The sequence below is a fragment of the Gordonia sp. LUNF6 genome (assembly GCF_047041125.1).
GTDB lineage: Bacteria > Actinomycetota > Actinomycetes > Mycobacteriales > Mycobacteriaceae > Gordonia > Gordonia sihwensis.
In genome coordinates, this window is the sequence record NZ_CP178181.1 from 3,827,134 (window position 1) to 3,846,781 (window position 19,648).

25 protein-coding genes, 4 pseudogenes and 1 other annotated feature are annotated in these 19,648 nt (G+C 67.6%); of the genes and pseudogenes, 10 read left to right on the top strand and 19 right to left on the bottom strand.

What is annotated here, in order from left to right; translation table 11 throughout:
- The first annotated feature begins 109 nt into the window (after positions 1-109).
- Genes ACK8HH_RS17960 through ACK8HH_RS17980 form a run of 5 tightly spaced genes read left to right on the top strand, consistent with a single transcriptional unit; the run spans position 110 to position 4,283 of the window.
- Positions 110-1,285: an acyl-CoA dehydrogenase family protein gene (locus tag ACK8HH_RS17960; protein WP_006896912.1), complete on the top strand. Its 1,176-nt coding sequence runs from the start codon at positions 110-112 to the stop codon at positions 1,283-1,285.
- Positions 1,282-2,103: an HpcH/HpaI aldolase/citrate lyase family protein gene (locus tag ACK8HH_RS17965; RefSeq protein ID WP_006896913.1), complete on the top strand. Its 822-nt coding sequence runs from the start codon at positions 1,282-1,284 to the stop codon at positions 2,101-2,103. Before ACK8HH_RS17960 ends, ACK8HH_RS17965 begins: the two co-directional genes overlap by 4 nt.
- Positions 2,104-2,158: 55 nt before the next feature.
- The gene (gene fabG / locus ACK8HH_RS17970) at positions 2,159-2,905 is read left to right on the top strand and encodes a 3-oxoacyl-ACP reductase FabG (RefSeq protein ID WP_006896914.1); all 747 of its coding nucleotides are present in this window, start codon (positions 2,159-2,161) and stop codon (positions 2,903-2,905) included.
- A gap of 2 nt (positions 2,906-2,907) precedes the next feature.
- Positions 2,908-3,831, top strand: coding sequence for a MaoC family dehydratase N-terminal domain-containing protein (locus tag ACK8HH_RS17975; protein WP_412475431.1), 924 nt, complete (start codon positions 2,908-2,910; stop codon positions 3,829-3,831).
- Positions 3,828-4,283, top strand: a complete 456-nt coding sequence (locus ACK8HH_RS17980; protein WP_006896916.1) for a MaoC family dehydratase — start codon at positions 3,828-3,830, stop codon at positions 4,281-4,283. Before ACK8HH_RS17975 ends, ACK8HH_RS17980 begins: the two co-directional genes overlap by 4 nt.
- Positions 4,284-4,526: 243 nt before the next feature.
- On the opposite strand, the pseudogene ACK8HH_RS17985 reads toward ACK8HH_RS17980, so the two are convergent.
- From ACK8HH_RS17985 to ACK8HH_RS17995, 3 genes and pseudogenes are all read right to left on the bottom strand, one after another.
- A pseudogene (locus tag ACK8HH_RS17985) lies at positions 4,527-5,751 on the bottom strand (acetyl-CoA C-acetyltransferase).
- Positions 5,752-5,774: 23 nt separating this feature from the next.
- The gene (locus ACK8HH_RS17990) at positions 5,775-6,923 is read right to left on the bottom strand and encodes an acyl-CoA dehydrogenase family protein (protein WP_006896918.1); all 1,149 of its coding nucleotides are present in this window, start codon (positions 6,921-6,923) and stop codon (positions 5,775-5,777) included.
- A gap of 70 nt (positions 6,924-6,993) precedes the next feature.
- Positions 6,994-8,049 carry a hypothetical protein gene (locus tag ACK8HH_RS17995; RefSeq protein ID WP_375003327.1) on the bottom strand — a complete coding sequence of 352 codons (1,056 nt, stop codon included), beginning with the start codon at positions 8,047-8,049 and terminating at the stop codon, positions 6,994-6,996.
- 145 nt (positions 8,050-8,194) lie between these two features.
- Between ACK8HH_RS17995 and ACK8HH_RS18000 the strand changes: the two genes are divergently transcribed.
- Positions 8,195-8,461, top strand: a complete 267-nt coding sequence (locus ACK8HH_RS18000; RefSeq protein WP_233500179.1) for a hypothetical protein — start codon at positions 8,195-8,197, stop codon at positions 8,459-8,461.
- A gap of 22 nt (positions 8,462-8,483) precedes the next feature.
- On the opposite strand, the pseudogene ACK8HH_RS18005 reads toward ACK8HH_RS18000, so the two are convergent.
- From ACK8HH_RS18005 to ACK8HH_RS18020, 4 genes and pseudogenes are all read right to left on the bottom strand, one after another.
- Positions 8,484-9,093, bottom strand: a pseudogene (locus tag ACK8HH_RS18005) (nitroreductase).
- Positions 9,094-9,106: 13 nt separating this feature from the next.
- Positions 9,107-9,157: pseudogene (locus ACK8HH_RS18010) on the bottom strand (hypothetical protein); the annotation flags it as partial.
- Positions 9,158-9,252: 95 nt separating this feature from the next.
- Positions 9,253-9,945, bottom strand: coding sequence for a GntR family transcriptional regulator (locus ACK8HH_RS18015; RefSeq protein ID WP_372452473.1), 693 nt, complete (start codon positions 9,943-9,945; stop codon positions 9,253-9,255).
- Between the two features lie 125 nt (positions 9,946-10,070).
- On the bottom strand, positions 10,071-10,298 hold the full coding sequence (locus tag ACK8HH_RS18020; protein WP_039867638.1) for a hypothetical protein: 228 nt from the start codon (positions 10,296-10,298) through the stop codon (positions 10,071-10,073).
- A gap of 113 nt (positions 10,299-10,411) precedes the next feature.
- Here ACK8HH_RS18020 and ACK8HH_RS18025 point away from each other — a divergent pair, with 113 nt between their 5' ends.
- Entirely contained in the window at positions 10,412-11,608 is a 1,197-nt protein-coding gene (locus ACK8HH_RS18025) for an acyl-CoA dehydrogenase family protein (RefSeq protein ID WP_006896924.1), read from the top strand.
- Between the two features lie 70 nt (positions 11,609-11,678).
- Here ACK8HH_RS18025 and ACK8HH_RS18030 read toward each other — a convergent pair.
- The 11 genes and pseudogenes from ACK8HH_RS18030 to ACK8HH_RS18080 all read right to left on the bottom strand — a co-directional run.
- A pseudogene (locus tag ACK8HH_RS18030) lies at positions 11,679-11,966 on the bottom strand (ester cyclase); the annotation flags it as partial.
- A gap of 226 nt (positions 11,967-12,192) precedes the next feature.
- Positions 12,193-12,504, bottom strand: coding sequence for a DMT family transporter (locus ACK8HH_RS18035; protein WP_006896926.1), 312 nt, complete (start codon positions 12,502-12,504; stop codon positions 12,193-12,195).
- On the bottom strand, positions 12,501-12,848 hold the full coding sequence (locus ACK8HH_RS18040; RefSeq protein WP_006896927.1) for a DMT family transporter: 348 nt from the start codon (positions 12,846-12,848) through the stop codon (positions 12,501-12,503). The genes ACK8HH_RS18035 and ACK8HH_RS18040 overlap by 4 nt, the downstream gene beginning before the upstream one ends.
- Positions 12,845-13,399: a TetR/AcrR family transcriptional regulator gene (locus ACK8HH_RS18045; protein ID WP_006896928.1), complete on the bottom strand. Its 555-nt coding sequence runs from the start codon at positions 13,397-13,399 to the stop codon at positions 12,845-12,847. Before ACK8HH_RS18045 ends, ACK8HH_RS18040 begins: the two co-directional genes overlap by 4 nt.
- Before the next feature lie 85 nt (positions 13,400-13,484).
- Entirely contained in the window at positions 13,485-13,685 is a 201-nt protein-coding gene (locus ACK8HH_RS18050; RefSeq protein WP_006896929.1) for a CsbD family protein, read from the bottom strand.
- Positions 13,686-13,718: 33 nt separating this feature from the next.
- A complete protein-coding gene (locus tag ACK8HH_RS18055) occupies positions 13,719-14,273 on the bottom strand; it encodes a hypothetical protein (protein WP_006896930.1) in 555 nt (184 codons plus the stop codon).
- Positions 14,270-14,854, bottom strand: a complete 585-nt coding sequence (locus tag ACK8HH_RS18060; RefSeq protein WP_006896931.1) for a DUF6286 domain-containing protein — start codon at positions 14,852-14,854, stop codon at positions 14,270-14,272. Before ACK8HH_RS18060 ends, ACK8HH_RS18055 begins: the two co-directional genes overlap by 4 nt.
- Positions 14,851-15,336, bottom strand: a complete 486-nt coding sequence (locus ACK8HH_RS18065) for an Asp23/Gls24 family envelope stress response protein (protein ID WP_006896932.1) — start codon at positions 15,334-15,336, stop codon at positions 14,851-14,853. The genes ACK8HH_RS18060 and ACK8HH_RS18065 overlap by 4 nt, the downstream gene beginning before the upstream one ends.
- Positions 15,329-15,511 (bottom strand): hypothetical protein, encoded by a 183-nt coding sequence (locus ACK8HH_RS18070; protein WP_006896933.1) that lies wholly within the window; start codon positions 15,509-15,511, stop codon positions 15,329-15,331. The genes ACK8HH_RS18065 and ACK8HH_RS18070 overlap by 8 nt, the downstream gene beginning before the upstream one ends.
- Entirely contained in the window at positions 15,504-15,845 is a 342-nt protein-coding gene (locus ACK8HH_RS18075) for an Asp23/Gls24 family envelope stress response protein (RefSeq protein WP_006896934.1), read from the bottom strand. The genes ACK8HH_RS18070 and ACK8HH_RS18075 overlap by 8 nt, the downstream gene beginning before the upstream one ends.
- The gene (locus tag ACK8HH_RS18080) at positions 15,845-16,339 is read right to left on the bottom strand and encodes an Asp23/Gls24 family envelope stress response protein (protein ID WP_006896935.1); all 495 of its coding nucleotides are present in this window, start codon (positions 16,337-16,339) and stop codon (positions 15,845-15,847) included. The genes ACK8HH_RS18075 and ACK8HH_RS18080 overlap by 1 nt, the downstream gene beginning before the upstream one ends.
- Before the next feature lie 82 nt (positions 16,340-16,421).
- Here ACK8HH_RS18080 and ACK8HH_RS18085 point away from each other — a divergent pair, with 82 nt between their 5' ends.
- Together ACK8HH_RS18085 and ACK8HH_RS18090 are read left to right on the top strand one after the other, a co-directional pair.
- Positions 16,422-17,096 carry an RNA polymerase sigma factor gene (locus tag ACK8HH_RS18085; RefSeq protein WP_006896936.1) on the top strand — a complete coding sequence of 225 codons (675 nt, stop codon included), beginning with the start codon at positions 16,422-16,424 and terminating at the stop codon, positions 17,094-17,096.
- Entirely contained in the window at positions 17,093-17,551 is a 459-nt protein-coding gene (locus ACK8HH_RS18090; protein WP_006896937.1) for a hypothetical protein, read from the top strand. The genes ACK8HH_RS18085 and ACK8HH_RS18090 overlap by 4 nt, the downstream gene beginning before the upstream one ends.
- Before the next feature lie 261 nt (positions 17,552-17,812).
- On the opposite strand, the gene ACK8HH_RS18095 is transcribed toward ACK8HH_RS18090, so the two are convergent.
- Positions 17,813-18,187, bottom strand: a complete 375-nt coding sequence (locus ACK8HH_RS18095) for a Pycsar system effector family protein (protein ID WP_006896938.1) — start codon at positions 18,185-18,187, stop codon at positions 17,813-17,815.
- Positions 18,188-18,418: 231 nt separating this feature from the next.
- Between ACK8HH_RS18095 and ACK8HH_RS18100 the strand changes: the two genes are divergently transcribed.
- A protein-coding gene (locus ACK8HH_RS18100; RefSeq protein WP_412475432.1) for an IS3 family transposase occupies positions 18,419-19,641 on the top strand; the annotation gives its coding sequence in 2 pieces (ribosomal slippage) (positions 18,419-18,698 and positions 18,698-19,641; 1,224 coding nt in all).
- Positions 18,688-18,821: a sequence feature (AL1L pseudoknot), on the top strand. Its footprint overlaps the gene before it by 134 nt.
- Positions 19,642-19,648 lie beyond the last annotated feature (7 nt).

Below are 19,648 nucleotides of genomic sequence, written 5' to 3' on the forward strand. Positions count from 1 at the left end.
ACGCGGGACCATCGAGCGGCGACTGCGCCGCGTCGGCCCTACCACTCAGATCATCAATAATATATTATGCGTAGGTGGCAGTCGCCACGAACGAGCGCGAGGAGATTTCATGTCACAGGTCAGTCCCGAGGACTTCGCCCAGATCAAGGACGCTGTTCACGAGTTCATCCGGACCAGGGTGGTACCGCGGGAACGGGAGATCGCCGACAACGACGCGATTCCCGCTGATCTGGTCGCGACCGCCAAGGAGATCGGACTGTTCGGCTACGCGATTCCTCAGGAGTGGGGCGGCCTCGGCCTCGACCTGACGCAGGACGTCGAACTGGCGCAGGAGTTCGGGTACACCGCACTCTCGCTCCGGTCGATGTTCGGCACCAACAACGGCATCGCCGGACAGGTACTGGTGAACTTCGGCACCGACGAGCAGAAGGCCGCGTGGCTCGAGCGCATCGCCTCGGGCGAGGTGGTCGCCTCGTTCGCACTCACCGAGCCCGGCGCCGGGTCGAACCCCGCGGGTCTGCGCGCCAAGGCCGTCGAGCAGGAGAACGGCGACTGGGTCATCGACGGCGCCAAGTGCTTCATCACCAACGCACCGCTGGCGAATCTGTTCGTCACCTTCGCGCGGGTCCGTCCCGCCGACGAGAACGGTCCCGGCATCGCCGTGTTCCTGGTGCCCGCCGAGACGGCAGGCGTCTCGGTCGCCGAGCACGACCGCAAGATGGGCCAGGAGGGCGCCTGGACCGCCGACGTCCACTTCGACGGTGTCCGCGTCCCTGCGTCGGCACTCGTCGGCGGCAACGTCGACGTCGGCTACAAGGCCGCGATGACCTCCCTCGCCCGCGGGCGCGTGCACATCGCTGCCCTCGCCGTCGGCTCGGCGCAGCGCGCGCTGGACGAGTCCCTGCGCCATGTCGCCGTGACCACCCAGGGCGGCACCCCGATCGGCGACTTCCAGCTGGTGCAGGCCCACATCGCCGATATGCAGGTCGGCATCTCCGCCGGTCGTGCGCTGGTGCGCGACGCCGCCGCGAAGTACGTCAGCGGCGAGGACCGCCGCATCTCGCCGTCGGTCGCCAAGGTGTTCTGCACCGAGATGGTCGGCCAGGTGGCCGACAAGGCCGTCCAGGTCCACGGCGGCAGCGGCTATATGCGGGAGATGCCGGTGGAGCGGATCTACCGTGACGTCCGACTGCTGCGCCTGTACGAGGGCACCAGCGAGATCCAGCGCCTCATCATCGGCGGCGGGCTGGTCCGCCAGGCCAAGAAGGATGCGACGAAGCAGTGACGACAGCTGCGCACCACGCCGCCGGCGACCTCGCCCGCGGCGCTCACACCCTCCTGTTCGTCCCCGGCGACCGCCCGGAGCGGTTCGAGAAGGCCGCCGCCGCGGGTGCCGATCTCGTGGTCGTCGACCTCGAAGACGCCGTGCCCGCGGCCAATAAGGCGAAGGCTCGTGCCGACGCCGCGGCGTGGATCGCCGCCGGTCACACGTGCGCGGTGCGGATCAATGCCGCCGACACCGAGCACTTCGACGCGGACGTGTCCGCCCTCGCGGGCAGCGGTGCCGCGATCATGCTGCCCAAGGCCGAGGATCCCGCGGCGGCCGCGCGGCTCACCGAGACCACCGGCAGCGCGGTGATCGCCCTGATCGAGACAGCGCGCGGCGTCTTGGCGGCCGCGTCGATCGCATCGGCTCCCGGCGTGGTCCGTCTCGCGATCGGTACCTTCGACCTCGCCGCGCAACTCGGCGTCGACCCGACCGACACCGAAGCCCTCGCGGCCTCCCGTGGCGCGCTGGTCCTGGCCTCGGCGGCCGCCGGTCTCACCGGTCCCGTCGACGGCGTCACCGGATCGGTGGACGATCCCGACCGGGTCCGCGCCGACGTCGCGTACGCGCGACGTCTCGGCTTCGCGGGCAAGCTCGTCATTCATCCGAAGCAGCTCGACCCCACTTCGTCGGCGTTCGCCCCCAGCGCAGACGACATCGCGTGGGCGCGGCGGATCATCGAAGCGCTGGGAACCGACGGCGTAGCCGTGGTCGACGGCCAGATGGTCGACAAACCCGTCGTCGATCGCGCGCGCAGCATCCTCGACCGCGCGTAGCGCCCGACCTCGAACTCGAAACTCGACAAACCTCAACCCACAGGAGCACCGCAAAATGTCCGGACCACTTCTCGAAGGCAAGACCGCCGTCATCACCGGTGCCGCGCAGGGCATCGGCTACTCGATCGCTCAGCGCTTCATCGCCGAAGGCGCCCGCGTGGTGCTCGGTGACATCAACCCCGAGCAGGTCGCCAAGGCCGCCGAGGCGCTCGGCGGTCCCGAGGTCGCCGTGGGCGTCGCGGGCGACGTCACCTCCTCCGACGACGTCCAGACGCTCGTGCGCACGGCCGTCGACACCTTCGGCTCCCTCGACGTCATGGTCAACAACGCGGGCATCACCCGCGATGCGACCATGCGCAAGATGACCGAGGAGATGTTCGACCAGGTCATCAACGTGCATCTCAAGGGCACCTGGAACGGCACCCGCCTGGCCGCCACCATCATGCGCGAGCAGGGCAGCGGAGCGATCGTGAACATGTCCTCGCTGTCGGGCAAGATCGGTCTGGCCGGCCAGACCAACTACTCGGCCGCCAAGGCCGGCATCGTCGGTCTGTCGAAGGCCGCCGCCAAGGAACTCGCCCACGTGGGGATCCGCGTCAACGCGATTCAGCCGGGCCTCATCCGCACGGCGATGACCGAGGCCATGCCGCAGAAGGTCTGGGATCAGAAGATGGTCGAGATCCCTATGGGCCGCGCCGGCGAGGTCGACGAGATCGCCAAGGTGGCGCTGTTCCTCGCCTCCGACCTGTCCTCGTACATGACCGGAACGGTCATGGAGGTCACCGGCGGGCGGTTCATGTGACCATGACCGGCACCGCCGACACTCCCGTCTTCGAGGGCTGGACCGCTCACACCGTCACCACCGAGGAAGTGGTCGACGCCGGCCGGGTCCGCGCCCTGGCGCATCTGTTCGACGACGGTCTGCCCGTACCGCAGACCGGCGATCCGCTGCCCCCGCTGTGGCATTGGGTCGCGCTCCCGGAGTGGTCCGTCTCGAGCAGCCTCGGTCTCGACGGACACCCGCGGCTCGGTTCGTTCCTGCCGCCGGTCGGTCTGCCCCGGCGCATGTTCGCCGGCGGCACGGTCTCGTTCCCCGGAACCATCCGGGTCGGCGACACCATCACCCGCGAGTCGACCGTCGAGTCGGTGACCGACAAGACCGGTCGCAGCGGCCGGCTGGTGATCGTGGTGGTCGCCACCACGCTGTACGCGCCGGACGGCACCGCCGCGGTGCGCGAGAAGCAGAACCTCATCTACCGGGAAGCGGCACCCGTCTCCGCGCAGCCGGCGGCCGACCCCGCTCCGGCCTCGGCCTTCGTCCCGGTCGGCAGCCCGATCGTGCCGTCGGAGACCCGCCGGTGGGATTTCCTGACCGACCCGACGCTCCTGATGCGGTTCTCCGCCGCCACCGCGAACGCCCATCGCATCCACTACGACTGGCCGTACGCCACCCGTGTGGAGGGCTATCCGGGACTGGTGGTGCACGGACCGTTGATGACGCTGTCGCTGGCGGAGACTCATCGCCTGCTGGCCGACGGCACCGTGGTCGACACCGTCTCGCATCGCAACTCCAAGCCGCTGTTCTGCGGAGACGACGCCGCGCTGGTGTACTCGGGCACGGGCATCGACGCCCGCGTGGAACTCGTCGGCGCCGGTGGCGACGTCCACACCGCGATCGACCTCGCCTTCGCCACCGGAACCACCACCGACCAGGGAGCCTGGTCATGACCCGCGTGTTCTCGTCGCTCGATCAGCTCCGCGACGCCCTCGGCGAGGAGATCGGCCCGAGCGCGCCGCTCGTCGTGGAACAGGAGCGCATCGACGCCTTCGCCGATGCGACCGGCGATCACCAGTGGATCCACGTCGACACCGAGCGCGCCGCCGACGGCCCGTACGGCACGACCATCGCTCACGGATTCCTGACGCTCTCGCTGATCCCGCTCTTCGGGCGGGATCTGTATTCGATCGAGTTCGGCTCGGCCCGACTCAACTACGGCCTGAACAAGGTCCGGTTTCCGGCGCCGGTCCCGGTCGGCAGCTCGCTGACCGCCACGGTGACGTTCACCGACATCGCCGAGGGACCGGCCGGTGCGACGGTGACCGCGAAGTACGTGATCACCGCGGAGGGCGCCGCCAAACCCTCGTGCATCGCCGAGTTCCTGGTGGTCGTCACCGGCTGATCGGCGAATCCGCTCAGCGGCAGCCGACGTGCCGCCTCCGATCCCGCCGCCGCCGTGAAGCCGACCATCTTGAGTCCGTGGGCGGCTCGGACGTCGAAGAGGCTGGAGTCTTGTATCCGCCGATCTCCAGGATCCGGATGCCTTCGAGGGGCGGGTGTTGCATGGCGATCCCCAATGACAGCTTGCTAATACTATATACAATAAGGAACGGAACCCGGGACCGAAATCCCGGGAACCGCTCTGTCAGACCGCTTCGAACGTGGCCGCCATGCCCTGGCCTCCGCCGATGCACATGGTCGCGAGGCCCTTGCCTCCGCCGCGGCGATGCAACTCGTGCAGCATCGTCGTGACCATCCGGACGCCCGTCGCACCGATCGGGTGCCCCAGCGAGATGCCCGAGCCGTTGACGTTGACGCGCTCCTCGTCCCGCCAGTCCCAGCCCTCCAGGACCGCCAGGACCTGGACCGCGAACGCCTCGTTGAGCTCCACCACATCGAGCGCGTCGAGCAGTTCGTGCACGGACACGCCCGTCCGGGCGGCGAGCCGCTGGACCGCGGGTACCGGACCGATGCCCATGCGCGCCGGATCGCAGCCCGCGGCGGCCCAGCCGGTGAGGAAGCCGAGCGGTTCCAGACCCAGCTCGTCGAGCTTGTCCTCGGCCACGATGATGCAGGCCGCCGCCGCGTCGTTCTGCTGGCTGGCGTTGCCCGCGGTGACGGTGCCGCCCGGGCTCACGGTGCGCAGCTTGCTCAGCGTCTCGACGGTGGAACCGGGACGGATGCCCTCGTCGCGGGCGAAGACGATCGGATCGCCCTTGCGCTGCGGGACGGTCACCGGGACCACCTCGTCGTCGAACTTCCCGGCCTCCCACGCCGCGTGCGCACGCTGATGACTGCGGGCCGCGTAGGCGTCGGCGGCCTCGCGGGAGACGCCGTAGTCCTTCGCGAGGTTCTCGGCCGTCTCGATCATTCCGGAGATCTTGCCGAAGCGATGCTCGGGCTGGCTGCGCTCGCGGCCGCGGTCGAGGCGGTCGTAGAGCACCGAGTTGCCCGCGCGCGAACCCCAGCGATTGCTGGTGGAGTAGTACTCGATCCGGCTCATCGACTCGATGCCGCCGGTGAGCACGGCATCGGCGGCACCGGTCTGCACCATCATCGCCGCGGTGACGATGGCCTGCAGTCCGCCGCCGCATCGACGGTCCAGCTGCATTCCGGGCAGGGCGATCGGCAGGCCGGCGTTCAGCGCCAGCCATCGGCCGACGCACGGCACCTCGGAGTTGGCGTACGACTGCGCGAACACCACGTCGTCGAGGCGCTCCGGGTCGATGCCCGAACGCTCGACGACCGCGTTGATGATGCCGGCGCCGAGATCCTCGACCGGCACATCCTTGAGGGAACCGCCGAACGTGCCGACGGGGGGTGCGCAGCGGACTCACGATGGCCGCGCGGCGAAGGGTCTGCTGAGTCATGGTGAAGTCCAGTTCCTTCTCGATCAGATCTTGTTGCGCGCGATGTGCTGCGCGGCGATGACGTTGCGCTGGATCTCGTTGGTGCCCTCACCGACGATCATCAGCGGTGCGTCGCGGAAGTAGCGCTCCACGTCGTACTCCTTGGAGTAGCCGTAGCCGCCGTGGACGCGGATCGAGTCGAGAGCCAGCTGCATCGCCGTCTCCGACGCGAACAGCTTGGCCATTCCGGCCTCGAGGTCCGCGCGCTCGCCGCGGTCGAGCTTCTCAGCGGCGTCGACGGTGAGCAGGCGGGCGGCCTGCTGCTTGGTCGCCATGTCGGCGATCATGTTGCCGACGCTCTGGTGCTTCCAGATCGGCTTGCCGAACGACTCGCGCTCCTGCGCATACTTGGTGGCCGCCTCGAGCGACGCCTGACCGACGCCGAGCGCACGGGAGGCCACCTGGATGCGCCCGACCTCGAGGCCGCGCATCATGTGGCCCCAGCCCTTGTTCGGCTCTCCGCCGAGGACGGCGTCGGCGGGCACCTTCATGCCGTCGAAGACCAGCTCGCAGGCCTCGACGCCGCGGTAGCCGAGCTTCGGGAGCTTCTTGGAGACGGTGAAGCCGTCGCCCGGCTCCACGAGGATGACGCTCATGCCCTTGTGGGCCGGGCTGGCGTCACGGTCGGTGATGCACAGCAGGCCGAACAGTCCGGAGTGCGCCGCATTGGAGATCCAGGTCTTGGATCCATTGATGGTGAAGCCGTCCTCGCCGGGCGCCGCGTAGGTGCGCATGGCCTGCAGATCGCTGCCGCCGCCGGGCTCGGTGAGAGCCATCGTCGCGCGGATCTTGCCCTCGGCCATCTCCGCCAGGTACTTATCCTTCTGCTCCTGGGTGCCGAAGGTCTTGATCAGATACGTGATCACCGAGTGTCCGCCGATCGCGCCGGCGAGGCTCATCCACCCGCGCGCCAGTTCCTCGCAGACCCGGGCGAAACACGCCATGCTGACGTCGACGCCGCCGTACTCGGCGGGCGCGAGCAGACCGAAGAAGCCGAGTTCCTTCATCTCTTCGATGAATTCCTCGGGATAGATGTCGTCGGCTTCGAACTCCCGAACACGCGAGGCCACCCGCTGGTCGATGAAGTCGCGGACCAACGACACCATCTCTTGTTCGTCCTTGGTCAGTGCCATGAGCTGAAAGCCTTTCTAGCCGGGATCGTCGTCTGGATCACGTCCATCATCGGTAGCATAATATATTATGCTACCGGTGACCCAGTGGCCCGGGACACAGCAGCAGCCCCGGTGCGCCGGCCGGATCGCATCGACCCGGATCGCGTTGAAGAGGAGCCGAGACAGCATGAGCACCCGACCGTTCTCCGCCGACTACTGGAGCGCCGTCGAGGTGATCGGCCCCGACCAGGCGCGGGCGATGCAGGAGTCGCGGCTGGCCGAGCAGCTCGCGTACCTCGCCGCCAACAGCGAGTTCTACCGGGCGAAATTCGCCGAGCACTCGGTGAACATCGACCGAGTGACGACGCTCGACCACCTGGCCGATCTCCCCTTCACCGAGAAGCAGGAGCTCCGGGACAGTCTGGCGGAGCATCCTCCGCTCGGCTCGCACGTGGCGGCGCCGATGTCGGAGATCGTCCAGATCCAGGCGTCGTCGGGCACCACCGGCAGCCCGTCGTACGTCGGCCTCACCGAATCGGACATCACGATCTGGAGCGAACTCGGCGCCCGGGCCCTGTACGCCAACGGCTTCCGGCCGGGCGACCGCATGTTGCACGGATTCGGCATGAGCAAAGGCTTCGTGGGCGGGCTCCCGGTGGTCCAGATCGCCAGGCACATGGGCATCGTCGACATCCCTATCGGCGCGGAGGCCGGTGCCGAGCGTCTGCTGCGCGTACAGGCCGACCAGCGTCCGGAGGCGCTCATCGGCACGCCCAACTTCCTCGCCTACCTCGCCGAACAGGCGCCGGACATCGTCGGTGTGCCCGCCGCCGAATTGGGCGTCCGCAGCATCAGCGTCGGCGGCGAGCCGGGCGGCGGACTGCCCGCGATCCGCGACAAGCTGCAGTCGCTGTGGGGCGCCACCTCGCGCGAGATGCTCGGCGGCACCGACCTCGGCTGCATCTACTGGGGCGAATGCGAAGCCGGGGAGGGCATGCACTTCCACTCGCCGGATCTGATCATCGCCGAGATCATCGATCCCGCCGACGGGCAGGTGCTCGCCCCCGCGGCCGGCGTCGAGGGGGAAGTGGTGTACACCGCCCTCGGGCGTCGGGCGTCGGGCGTCGCCGCTGCTGCGCTTCCGCACCCGCGATCACGTCGTCGTCACCGCCACCGACTGCGCCTGCGGTCGGACCGGATACAAGGTTCGGTGTGTCGGGCGCACCGACGACATGCTCATCGTCCGCGGCATCAACGTGTTCCCGTCAGCGGTGAAGCAACTCGTGGAGGAGATGGCGCCGCTCACCACCGGGCACATCCGTATCCGCCCCGACTTCGAGGGTCATTCCACCCAGCGTCCACTGCCTGTGGTGGCCGAAGTCGCCGACGCCGTCGACCCCGCACGCCACCCCGAGGTGAAGGCCGCCATCGAGGACCGGATCCGCTCGGCCCTCAACATCAAGGCCGATGTGGAGCTGATCGGCGAGGGCACGCTGAAGCGGCCGGATCACGTCAAGGTCGCACCGGTCGAGCGCGACGCAGGCGCGGCCGCGCAGTGAGCGGGCCGCGTCCGGGCCTCTCTCAGGCGTCGACCCAGCGCACCACGTCCGACAGCTCCGCACGCGAGGTGCGGTAGGTGTTGGTCGGGGTCGGCGTAGCCGAACGAGATGCCGAGCAGGACCTTGCGATCGTCGGCGATCGCGAAATGCGACCGGATCAGCGGAGACGCCATCGCGAGGGCCGCCTGCGGAATGGCGCCGAGACCGAGTGCCCGCGCCGCCAGCAGGAAGTTGCTCACGTAGAGCCCGGAATCGACGGCACCGTACACATCGTGCACCGCGTCGGTCGTCACGATCGCGACGTGCGGCGCACCGAAGAGCCGGAAGTTCTCCATCGCCTGCTTCGCCGATCCCACTCGGTCAGAGCCGCGCGGGATCGCTCCGTTCCCTCGCCCTCGGGTGACGATGACCTGCCACGGCTGCGTGTTGCACCACGACGGCGACCGCTGAGCGATCGACAGCAGCCGCTCGATGTCCGCACGCGGAACCTGCCGGCCCTCCTGATAGCCGCGGCAGCTCCAGCGGCTGTCGAGCAGCGCCTCGAGGACGCGACCGTCCTCGTCCGGCGACTCGAGCGTCGCGGTGCCGGGTTTCGTAATGATCGATCTGTGCAGGCAGAAGCACACCTGCATCAGCGTAGAAACGCAACGCACTCGCCGTCAGACCGCTCCGCCGCGCGAACGATCCGATCGACATCAACCTGGAATCTGCCACCCGGACATCATCCGGCTTCGACCTACTTGAATGTCAACCGGCGCGGACGCCTCGACGGACGTCGTGACCGGCAACGCCTACTCCGCGTCCTTCCACAGTCCGCGCTCCTCGAGCATCTGGACCACGTAGTCGGCGCTGTTGACGATGTGCTTCTCGGTGATCTCGCGTGCGCGCTGGGCGTCGTGCGCGGTCAGCGCGTCGAGCATCTGATGGTGTTCGGGCGTCACCGTGCGCACATGCGACTCGATCGACGCGTAGAACGAGTTGGGCAGGTGCTTGACGATGGACGCCAGCAGTCGAGCGAGCCGGTCGGAGTCGGCCGCGAGATTGATCAGCCGGTGGAACTGGTGTCCGAGGTCCCCGATGGCCTCGGTATTGCCCGAACTCACCGCGGCATCGCACTGCGCCATCACTTCTTCGAGCTGCTGGAGCTGGACATCGGTGATCCGCTCGGCCGCACGCGCGGCGAGTTCCCCCGACAACTGTGCCTGCGCCCAGAACAGATCGCGCACGTCCTGCCGCGTGAACTCGGCGACCACGAAACCACGGCGGGGCACGGCCGTGACGAATCCTTCGTTCGACAGGCGCAGCAGACCCTCGCGCACCGGAGTGATCGAGACGCCGACCGTCTCCGCGATCGGCTCCATCCGCAAGAACTCGCCCGGCTTGAGGTTGCCCGACATGATCTGTTCACGGACGTAGCTCGTGACCGCGTCCGGCAACTGCTTATGCCGTCCACGGCCGCTCGACACGGGTGCACTCACGATGATCTGCCGCCTCACTGGTGTCGGTTCTGTCACCTGGATAATATCTTTCACACAATGCGTACGACGCGCCGGGCACTCGAGTGTCCGGCGCGTCGTGCGTTGCAATTTGATTGACCCGTGCGCGGGGTTCAGCTGATGGCACCCGATGCGTGCAGTGCGGCGAGGCGCTCGGCGTCGAAGCCCCAGTCGGTCAGTACCTCGTCGGTGTGCTCACCCGGTTCGGCCGGAGGCCGCGAGATGGAGCCCGGCGTCCGACTGAACCGCGGCGCGGGCGCCGGCTGCGGTACGCCCTCCACTTCTACGAAGGTCTCACGTGCCACGAGATGCGGGTGCACCGGCGCTTCTGCCAGTGACATCACGGCAGGTCGAAGAGCTTCCGGGGCGGCGTACGTCACCAGATCCGCCTCACCCCGAGGCAGAACCGCATATTATGCACGATGGTTGGGGCAGCGAACAGAGACGAGGACCCATGGGCAAGTTGTGTGCGACCGAGAACCTCAGCACCGAACAGCGAGACATCCTCGCGACGGTCCGGGATTTCGTCGACCAGCAGATTCTGCCCATGGCCACCCATCTGGAACACGCGGACGAGTACCCGACGGAGATCGTCGCGCAGATGAAGCAGATGGGGCTCTTCGGCCTCACCATCGACGAGGAGTACGGCGGACTCGGCGAGTCGCTGCTCACCTATGCGCTGGTCGTGGAAGAGATCGCCCGTGGCTGGATGAGCGTCTCCGGCATCATCAACACGCATTTCATCGTCGCCTACCTGCTGCAGCAGCACGGCACACCGGAACAGAGGGCGAAGTACCTTCCCCGCCTCGCAGCCGGCGACCTCACCGGCGCCTTCTCCATGTCCGAGCCCGGTCTGGGGTCCGACGTCGCCGCCGTCACGACGTCCGCCACCCCCGACGGCCGAGGACGGTACACCGTCAACGGCCAGAAGATGTGGGTCACCAACGGCGCGAGCTCGTCACTCGTGGCCGTCCTGGTCCGCACTCCCGAGGGGCGCGACCGTCCGCATCAGAACCTGACGACCTTCCTCATCGAGAAGACGCCCGGATTCGGCGAGGCGGCACCTGGCCTCACGATCCCCGGAAAGATCGAGAAGATGGGGTACAAGGGCGTCGACACCACCGAACTGCTCTTCGACGACTATTCGATCGACGCCGCCGAGATCCTCGGCGGCGAGCCGGGCCGGGGCTTCTACCAGATGATGGACGGCGTCGAAGTCGGCCGCGTCAACGTCGCCGCACGCGCCGTCGGCGTCGCCCACCGCGCCTTCGAGCTCGGCACCTCGTACGCCCAGCAGCGCGAGACCTTCGGCAAGCCGATCGCCGAGCACCAGGCCGTCCTCTTCCGCATCGCGGAGATGGGGACGAAGGTCGAAGCCGCGCATCAGATGGTGGTCCGCGCCGCCCGCGTCAAGGACGCGGGCGAACGGAACGACCTCGAAGCCGGAATGGCGAAGTACCTGGCCTCCGAGTACTGCCGCGACGTGGTCGAGGACGCCTTCCGGATCCACGGCGGATACGGTTTCGCCAAGGAGTACGAGATCGAACGCCTCTACCGCGAGGCCCCCATGCTCCTGATCGGCGAGGGAACCGCCGACATCCAGCGGATGATCATCGGCCGGCGGCTGCTGGAGAACTACTCCGAACGGTGACGGGCTCCGGAACACGCGGAAGGCGGACCCGGCACACCGCCGTGATCCGCCCCGCCGTCGTGTCTGTCCGTCAGGCCAGCCCGAGCTGTCCCAGGAGTGCGAGATTGTCGTAGTAGACGCGGTGCGCGCTCACCTTTCCGTCGGTGACGAGAAAGGTGTCGATGAGTCCGAACTCCACCTTCTTTCCGGTCAGCGGCACCTCCCCGTTCGGCGTGGCCAGCGGGCCGGTGTGCGTCCCCGTGAAGACCTGCTCCACCACGACGCCGTTGTCGTCGGCCCAGATCTGGCGCGGCGTGAGCCGGATGTCGGAAAGGCGGTGTAGAACGCGACGGCTGTCTGCACGATCCCGTCGCGGCCCTCGAAACTCGTCCCGCCCGGCAGTTCCACGGCGACGTCATCGGCGAAGATGCTGCCGAACAATTCCATATCCTTCTCTGCAAGTCCTCGGTTGTGGGCATCGACGATATGGTCGGATAACGCGGTCATAGGAGTCCTCCTCGATTGGCTGATTGAGAGTGAACCCACTATGCGCGCGTAGTCCGCACGCGAAATGTCCAAGATTCTGGACGTCGACGAAACGAGCGTCAGCCGAGTTCCACCAGCAGCACGCCGGCGATGATGAGGGCCATGCCCAGCAGCATCCGGCCGGTCAACGGGTCCTTCCAGATCACGCGGGCGAGCGTCGCTATCGCCACGATGCCGACGGCGGTCCAGATTCCGTACGCGACACTGACCGGCACGCCGGCGTCGAGGGCGAAGCCGAGGAAGACGAAGGCACAGGTGTATCCGATCCCCACCAGGATCAGCCAGCGACGGCGACCGGCACCGGCCGCACGCAAGCCCAAGGTGCCGGTGACCTCCGAGGCGATCGACAGCAGCAGCCACACCCAGCTCACAGCACCTGCTCCTCGCTCGCGGCGCCGACGGTCTTCGCCCCCGTCTCCACCACGACCACACCGAGGATGATCAGCGCGATTCCGATGATCGCCCGCGCCCCGAGCGTCTCACCGAAGATCACCACGCCGAGCACTGCGACGAGTGCGACGCCGGAAGCACCCCAGATCCCGTAGGCGACGCCGATGTGCATACCGGCGCGCAGGGTCTGCGCGAGCAGAGCGAAAGCCGCGCAGTAGGCGACGATCACCACGGGAATCCAGCCGGGATGGTCGACGGTGGCGCGCAGGGTGAGCGTCCCGGTCACCTCGGCGGCGATGGCGCCGCCCAGCAGCAGCCACTTCACCGCTCCGCCCCCTCGGCGGCGTCGATCAGCGCGAGCGCGTGGCGTCGGACGGCGGGAAGATCGTCGGCGGGGAACACGCCGGTGGCCTCCGACATCCACGCCCCGTCGGCGCAGAAACGCGCGGCCGTCAGCCGTGCCCGCGCCGGTACGGGCACGTCCTCGAGTGCGAACCACGGTCCGAGGACACGAGCCCAGGGTTCGGTCAGTTCGGGGTGGTAGAGCGCATCGGTGAAGATCCAGTAGTCGGCCCGGGATACGTCGGCGGTGGTGGCGACGGTGACGTACGCGCGGTAGCGGTCGAAGACGGCCAGGTCGGCGGGACCGGCTCCGGCGTGCGCGCGCAACAGCGAGTCCCAGTGGCGCGCAGCGTATTCCACCAGACCGAGCATGAGTTCCCGTTTGGTCGGGAAGTGGTACATCAGGCCGGGTTTGGTGATCCCGGCACGAGCGGCGACCGACTCCAGGGAGATCGTCACCCCCTGCACCGATTCGCTCTCTTGGGCCAGTTCCTTGGCCGCCTGCAGGATGCGCACCCGCGTCTCGGACTCCATCCGGCCACTTTACCTTCCAGAAGGTAAAGTGCGGACACAAAGAAGCGCCGGCCCGCCGGGGAGTTCCCGACGGGCCGGCGTGCGATCACTTGTCGCCGGTGAGCTTGTCCTTCACCTTGGCGGCCGCGTCCTTGACCTCTTCGACGCCCTTCTTCACCGCGGCCGCGGCCTGATCGGCCTTGCCCTCGTTCTTGAGGTCGTCATCGCCGGTCAGCGAGCCGCCGGCCTCCTTGGCCTTGCCCTTGAGCTCGTCGGCCTTGTTGCTCATCTTGTCTTCCATCGCCATTGCGGCAACTCCTCTTCTCGGATTTCACTTCGGTTATTGCAGCGCGTCCAGGTGAATGAAGACCTGGACGTGCACATCCGAATCCCCCAGCGCGATTCGGAGGTCTTCGATCGTCGGCGTCACAATGCCGACGATCTCGTCGTACGAGCGCTCGGGTGCGACGTCGACCGTGATGCGGATGATCGCCTCGCCGCGGTCGTCGATCGCCTGCACGCGCACCTGGCGCAGGACAGTCTGTGTGGCGAGTTGTTCTTCGACGGCCGAGGCCACCTGCTTGAGCGAGACCGTCATCGTCCCCTCGGGCCCGCTGCCGTTCAGCACCAGGAGTTCGGGTCGGCGCGGCGCGATCGTGGTCCGGATCAGCCTCCAGCCCCAATACAACGCGAGCAGTGCGACGGCGACCAGGACGGCGGCGAACCAACCGGCGGCGGTCGCGTCACGGATGCCTCCGGTGTCGATTCGGTCCACCCACCCCTCGACCGGGTGCACCGACAGTTGGTGCAGGATCACCCCTGCGGCCAGTACCAGACACAGAAGCCCGATCACACCGATCGACAGTCGGTGCAGGGCTGCGGCTCCGCGGTTCATTCGACGAACTCTTTCCTCGGCCCCCGGACCTTCACCACCACGTGCTTGCCGGAACTCACCGCCCCGACCGCGTCATCGGCCACTTGCGCGATGCGATCGCGGTCGACGGGCCCGGACGTGCGGACGGTCACCCTGATGCGGCGGCGTCCCACCGTCGTCAGCGCATGCCGGACGTTGGGCACCTCGGAGACCGCCGCGCTCGCGCGGCGCGCGACGTCGACCGGGCGGGTCCACACCACGCGGACGCCGTCGACGTTGAGGTGCGTTCGCCGGCGGGGCTTCACCGCGAGCCAGAGCAGGACGAGGCCGACCACGGCGCAGACGGCGGGGATCGCCCACATCCAACCGCTCCAGGTGGACGACCCGAGATTGTCGGCGGCACGGTGAGTCCAGGTCTCCCCGGAGACGGCGCCGGTGGTCACCAGTAGGTCCCGGATCATCGCCCCGCACAGCACGAGCAGCGCCACCCCGAGCAGCCCGCCGGCGATGGCGGCTCCGGGGAACCCCGCCGGATCGCGAATCGGTTCATCGCTGATGTCCCGCAACTCGTCGTCACGGTCTTCGGCGGCCGACGGTGTCATGGTCTTCCCCCTTCGTCAACGGCTTCGCCTGCAGCGGGCCCGTCGTCGGGATCGGGCAGTTGCACGAAGCCGTTCTTCCTGAATCTCGCGGCGGCTCCGGGCACCACCGCCTCCACCGCGACGTTCACGCGCACCGGGCGGTTCCCGGTGAGCCGGTCGAGTTCGTCGCCGACCTTCTGCCGCACCCGTGAGCAGGTGGCGGAGATCGGTGAGGGCCACGCGAGCGCCAACGTGAGGTCCACGACGTGGGCGGCGCCGCCCGCGCTCTCCACCCGCACCCGGGGATAGTCGGAGCCCGCGGTCGCCTCACCGCCGACGAACGCGCCCAGCCGACCCGCCATCGATCCGTCGTGACGGACCACGCCGTCGACGCTCAACGCGGCGGCCAACGCGATCTTCTCGAAGACGCTGTCCGCCATCGTCAGCCGACCGGGCGCGGTGGTGTCCGGCACGTTGGCCGACGGGGCCGAGACGTCAGCCACGGCTGCGTCCGCGCGCGATCGCGCGCACATCGATGGTGCCGTCGACCTGCAGGCCCACGATCAGCCCGACGGCTCCGAGGATCAGCGCCAGGATCAGACCGCCGAATCCGCCGGTGGTGGCCGCCAACGCCAGCAGCAGGCCCGCGAACAGGCCGATCGTCGCAGCTTTAGTCATCGAGTTCTCCTTCAGATTCGGTCGTCGCGGTCCCGGCGGCGGCGGGTTCTCCGGTGGTGACGTCCTCGATGGTCACCGAGAACCGGCGGCCGCTGATCTCACTGGCCGTGTCCGCCACCTGCGCCGCCACCTCGCGCAGGTCGTGGCGCAGATCGACCACGATGTGCACCGAGCCCTCCTCGTCGGAGAGCCGGATGCCGCTGACCCGTTCGCCCGGGAGATACGTGGCGACCTCGCCGAACATTCCGCCGTCGAGTTCCACCACTCCGGGTACCGCGAGCACGGCGGCGGCGATGTCCTTCACCAGCGCGTCGTCGGCCGAAGGCGGCGCCATCACTGGACCCGCGGTTCGCCGAAGTCCTGGTCCTCGTCGTCGAAGTGGATGTCGTGCACGGTCACGTTCACTTCGGTCACTTCCAGGCCGGTCATCTGCTCGATCGCGTTGATCACGTTGCGGCGGATGGCCCCGGCGAGTTGGTGGATGGCCACGCCGAATTCGGCGACGATCGAGATGTCGATGGCGGCCTGCCGCTCCCCGACCTCGACGTCGATTCCCTGAGTCACGCTGGTGCTGGTACCCGGCAGCACGTCGCGGACCTTGCCGACAGCGCGTTCCGTGGTACCGCCGAGGTCGTACACACCGTCGATCTCGCGGGTGGCGATTCCCGCGATCTTGGCGACGACGACGTCCGCGATCGACGTGGTGCCGAGGCTGCCGTTGAGCGCGGTCGTCGAGTTCCGGGCCAGTTGGACGTCGCGCCCGGTGGTGCGCGGACCGTCGGTGTCGGTGCCTGCGTCGGTCGACTTCGCGGTGGTCTGTTCGCTCATGCTGGTCCTTTCCAAGGGACCCCGTCGGTTCCGGGGTTGTATATAGTCAGTCGCAGCCGAACAGAAAGTTGCACGCGAATCGGTGAATGATCTGAATCACACCAACGGTCACCGGGCGAGCCCTGGTCTGGACGACTTCTCCGACGAGGAGTTGGCCGCCGCCGCAGGTGCCGGTGATCCGGAGGCCTTCGACGTCCTGATCGGCCGAACGGCGCCGCTCCTGCTGCGATTCGTCCGGCGCATGATCGACGATCCGCAGGTCGCCGAGGACGTCGCGCAGGAGACGATGATCGCGGTGTGGCGCGCACTGCCGGACTTCGAGTTCCGCAGCGCGGTCCGCACCTGGGTGCTCGGCATCGCTCATCGCAAGGTGATCGACCACTATCGCCGCCGCCGGGAACTGCCCACTGAGAACGAGCAATTCGCCGACCTCGAGTCGGCCCAGCCGCTGCCGAGCGAGGCCGCCGAGCGAGCCGAATTGGTCGAAGCACTCCGCACCGAACTGACGCACCTGCCGCCCGTACCGCGGGCGGTGTGGTGGCTTCGGGAGGTCGAGGGCCTCTCTCTCGGCGAGATCGAGTCGGTACTGAAGATCAGCAACGGTTCGGTGCGTGGGCACCTCCAGCGCAGTCGGACCTTCCTCACCACTCGCCTCGCGCCGTGGAAGCCTGGGAGTAGCGGGATGCCGAGCCCGGAGGAACGCATCGGCGAACCCGAAGCACAGCGACAGAGTCGAGAGAGGAGGACGCGGACATGAATTCAGAGGCTGTAGGCGGAGATCCGACCGACGCCTGGCTGGTGGACGCGAGCCGCCGCCTCGATGAGCCGACCGGCGACGTCGCACGCCTGGTCTCGGCGATCGCGTCCGGACTGCCCCGGCTCCGTCGGCCCGGCCGCGACCTCGCCACCGACGACCCGAGGGTCCGCGTCAACGACCGCGTCCTCAAGCAACTCTTGGCCACGCGGGTGCGGAACGCCGTCGGCCGCCTGGTGGTCCACGTCCGGCTGGACGGCGACGACGATGAACTCACCGGCCTCACGATCGGGCTCGTCGCCCGCTACCGCGACGACCTCCACGCCGAGGCCGACCGAGTCCGCGACGCCGTCGAACAGGTTCTGGGCCAGACCCTCGGCCCGGACCGCGCACGGCGGGCCGGCGCCCAGGTGCATGTCCGTTGGCAGGACGTGTACAGCCGGGAGTGGCTGAACTGAGAAGGGGGTTGGGGCGAGGCTCAAGCCCGACAACCCGCGTCGCGCCGCGCCGCTCATGTCGAGATGCAGCGGAGATTAGCAGCGCTACCCCCGGAAGTCTGACAGAACATGCGTGCCTCGATGAGTCGTGTCAATTTTGATTCTCCATGTGGTCGGCCATCCAAGTCACTTTCGGCGAACATTTGGCGTAGATCGATCTCTTGCGGCGCCCATGCAGCGGCAACCCCTCTGCTCTGACGACCGAGCATCGCCTCACACAAGTCAGCATGTCGCACATATGCCAAGTGCCATAACGCCAATCGGAGAAAGACTCATAGACAACTGCACAAGCCGGTGCTTTGTCCACGCTATCTTGCTCATCTCCACGAGCTGTTTCGACAGTACCGGAAGAAGAGTCGGGCCCTCGAGCCGATCCTGAACGGCTTCGGGCGTCAGGTGCCGCAGGTGTCCGAAATAGACAAAGTTGTCCGGCGCCTCAACCTCGAGGTTGGAGGCCCGTAGCCGGGGACGCACAACCCAGGCCGCACATAGGACGCTAGCTACTAAGAGGAGGATGCCAACGACGTACCAGACTACGGCCCAGCCCCCAAGGTCATGGAGCACCCGCCCCTCGCCCGACAGCGTGATAACTCCCACGAGGAGCGCGGTCTCAATTGTCAGTGCAAATGGCGCCTTCGTATCGGAGATATTGTCAAGACCTGTGGATGAGGTTGTTTCAGGCGGCCTCCTCTTGCGATGTTGATGGGGTGTCGGATTCGACGAGTTTGCCTTTCTCGAAGGTCTTGCCGGCTCGGACGAGGGCGACGACGTGGGGTGCGTTGAAGCGCCCTGGGTTCCGTTCCGAGTCTCAGCAAGGAGAATCGGAGTATGCCCAAGAAGTTCAGTCCAGAGCTGCGTGAGCGTGCCGTGCGCATGGTCTACGACCGCCAAGCCCGCGAGGGCGGCCCTCGCTCAGCATCGATCCGTGCCGTCGCGCCGCAGCTCGGTGTCGGCACAGAGACGCTGCGGATCTGGTGCAATCGCTACGGCGCCACCGAGCCGGTCGGACCGGGAGAGCCGCTCGAGGAGGAGAATCGCCGTCTCCGGCGGGAGCTCGCCGAGGCGCGACGTGCGAACGAGATCCTGAAGGCCGCCTCAGCGTTTTTCGCAGCGGAACTCGACCGCCCCACGACGAAATGATCGCGTTCGTCGACATGCATCGCGAGAAGTTCGGGGTCGAGGCCATCTGCCGCATCCTCAGTGCGACAGAATGTGGGTTCATCACCTCCCGCGGATACCGCGCTGCCAAGAACAGGCCGGCCTCCGCTCGCAGCGTTCGGGACGAGATGCTGGCGGAGGAGGTGCAGCGGATTCATCAGGCGAACTACAGCGTCTATGGGGTCCGGAAGATGTGGCACGCAATGCGCCACGCAGGATGGAACGTCGGTCGCGACCAGGTCGCGAGGCTGATGAAGATCGCCGGCCTGCAGGGCGTTCGCCGAGGTCGAAAGCCCGTCACCACCTGCTCCGCAGACGGAGATGACCAGCGCCCGGACCTCGTTGAACGGCGGTTCGTCGCGGATCGACCGCAGCAGCTTTGGGTCGCCGACATCACCTACGTCCGGATGCTCTCCGGGTTCTGCTACGTCGCATTCGTTACCGATGTCTTCAGTCGCAGAATTGTCGGCTGGGCGGTCGCGCCCACGCTCCACACGGAGTCTCTGCCATTGCTCGCACTGGAGCATGCACTGCAGTCCACCGGGGTGAGCAGGAACGAAAGCGGATTGATCCACCATTCCGACAGGGGTAGTCAATACGTTTCGCTCGCCTATTCGGACGCTCTGCTCGCCGCGGGAGTTACGGCTTCAGTAGGTACCGTCGGCGATAGCTACGATAACGCGCTGGCCGAGACAGTGAACGGCCTATACAAGGCGGAGTTGATCTACTCCAAGCGGATCTGGGAGTCAGTCAGCGAGGTTGAGCTCGCCACGATGGGCTGGGTCCACTGGTGGAACACCTCCCGGCTCCACGAAGCTCTCGGCTACCGCACCCCGGCGAACGTCGAAGCGACCTACACTCACACCACGACGACCGCGCCCGCGACCGTGTAACCACGGA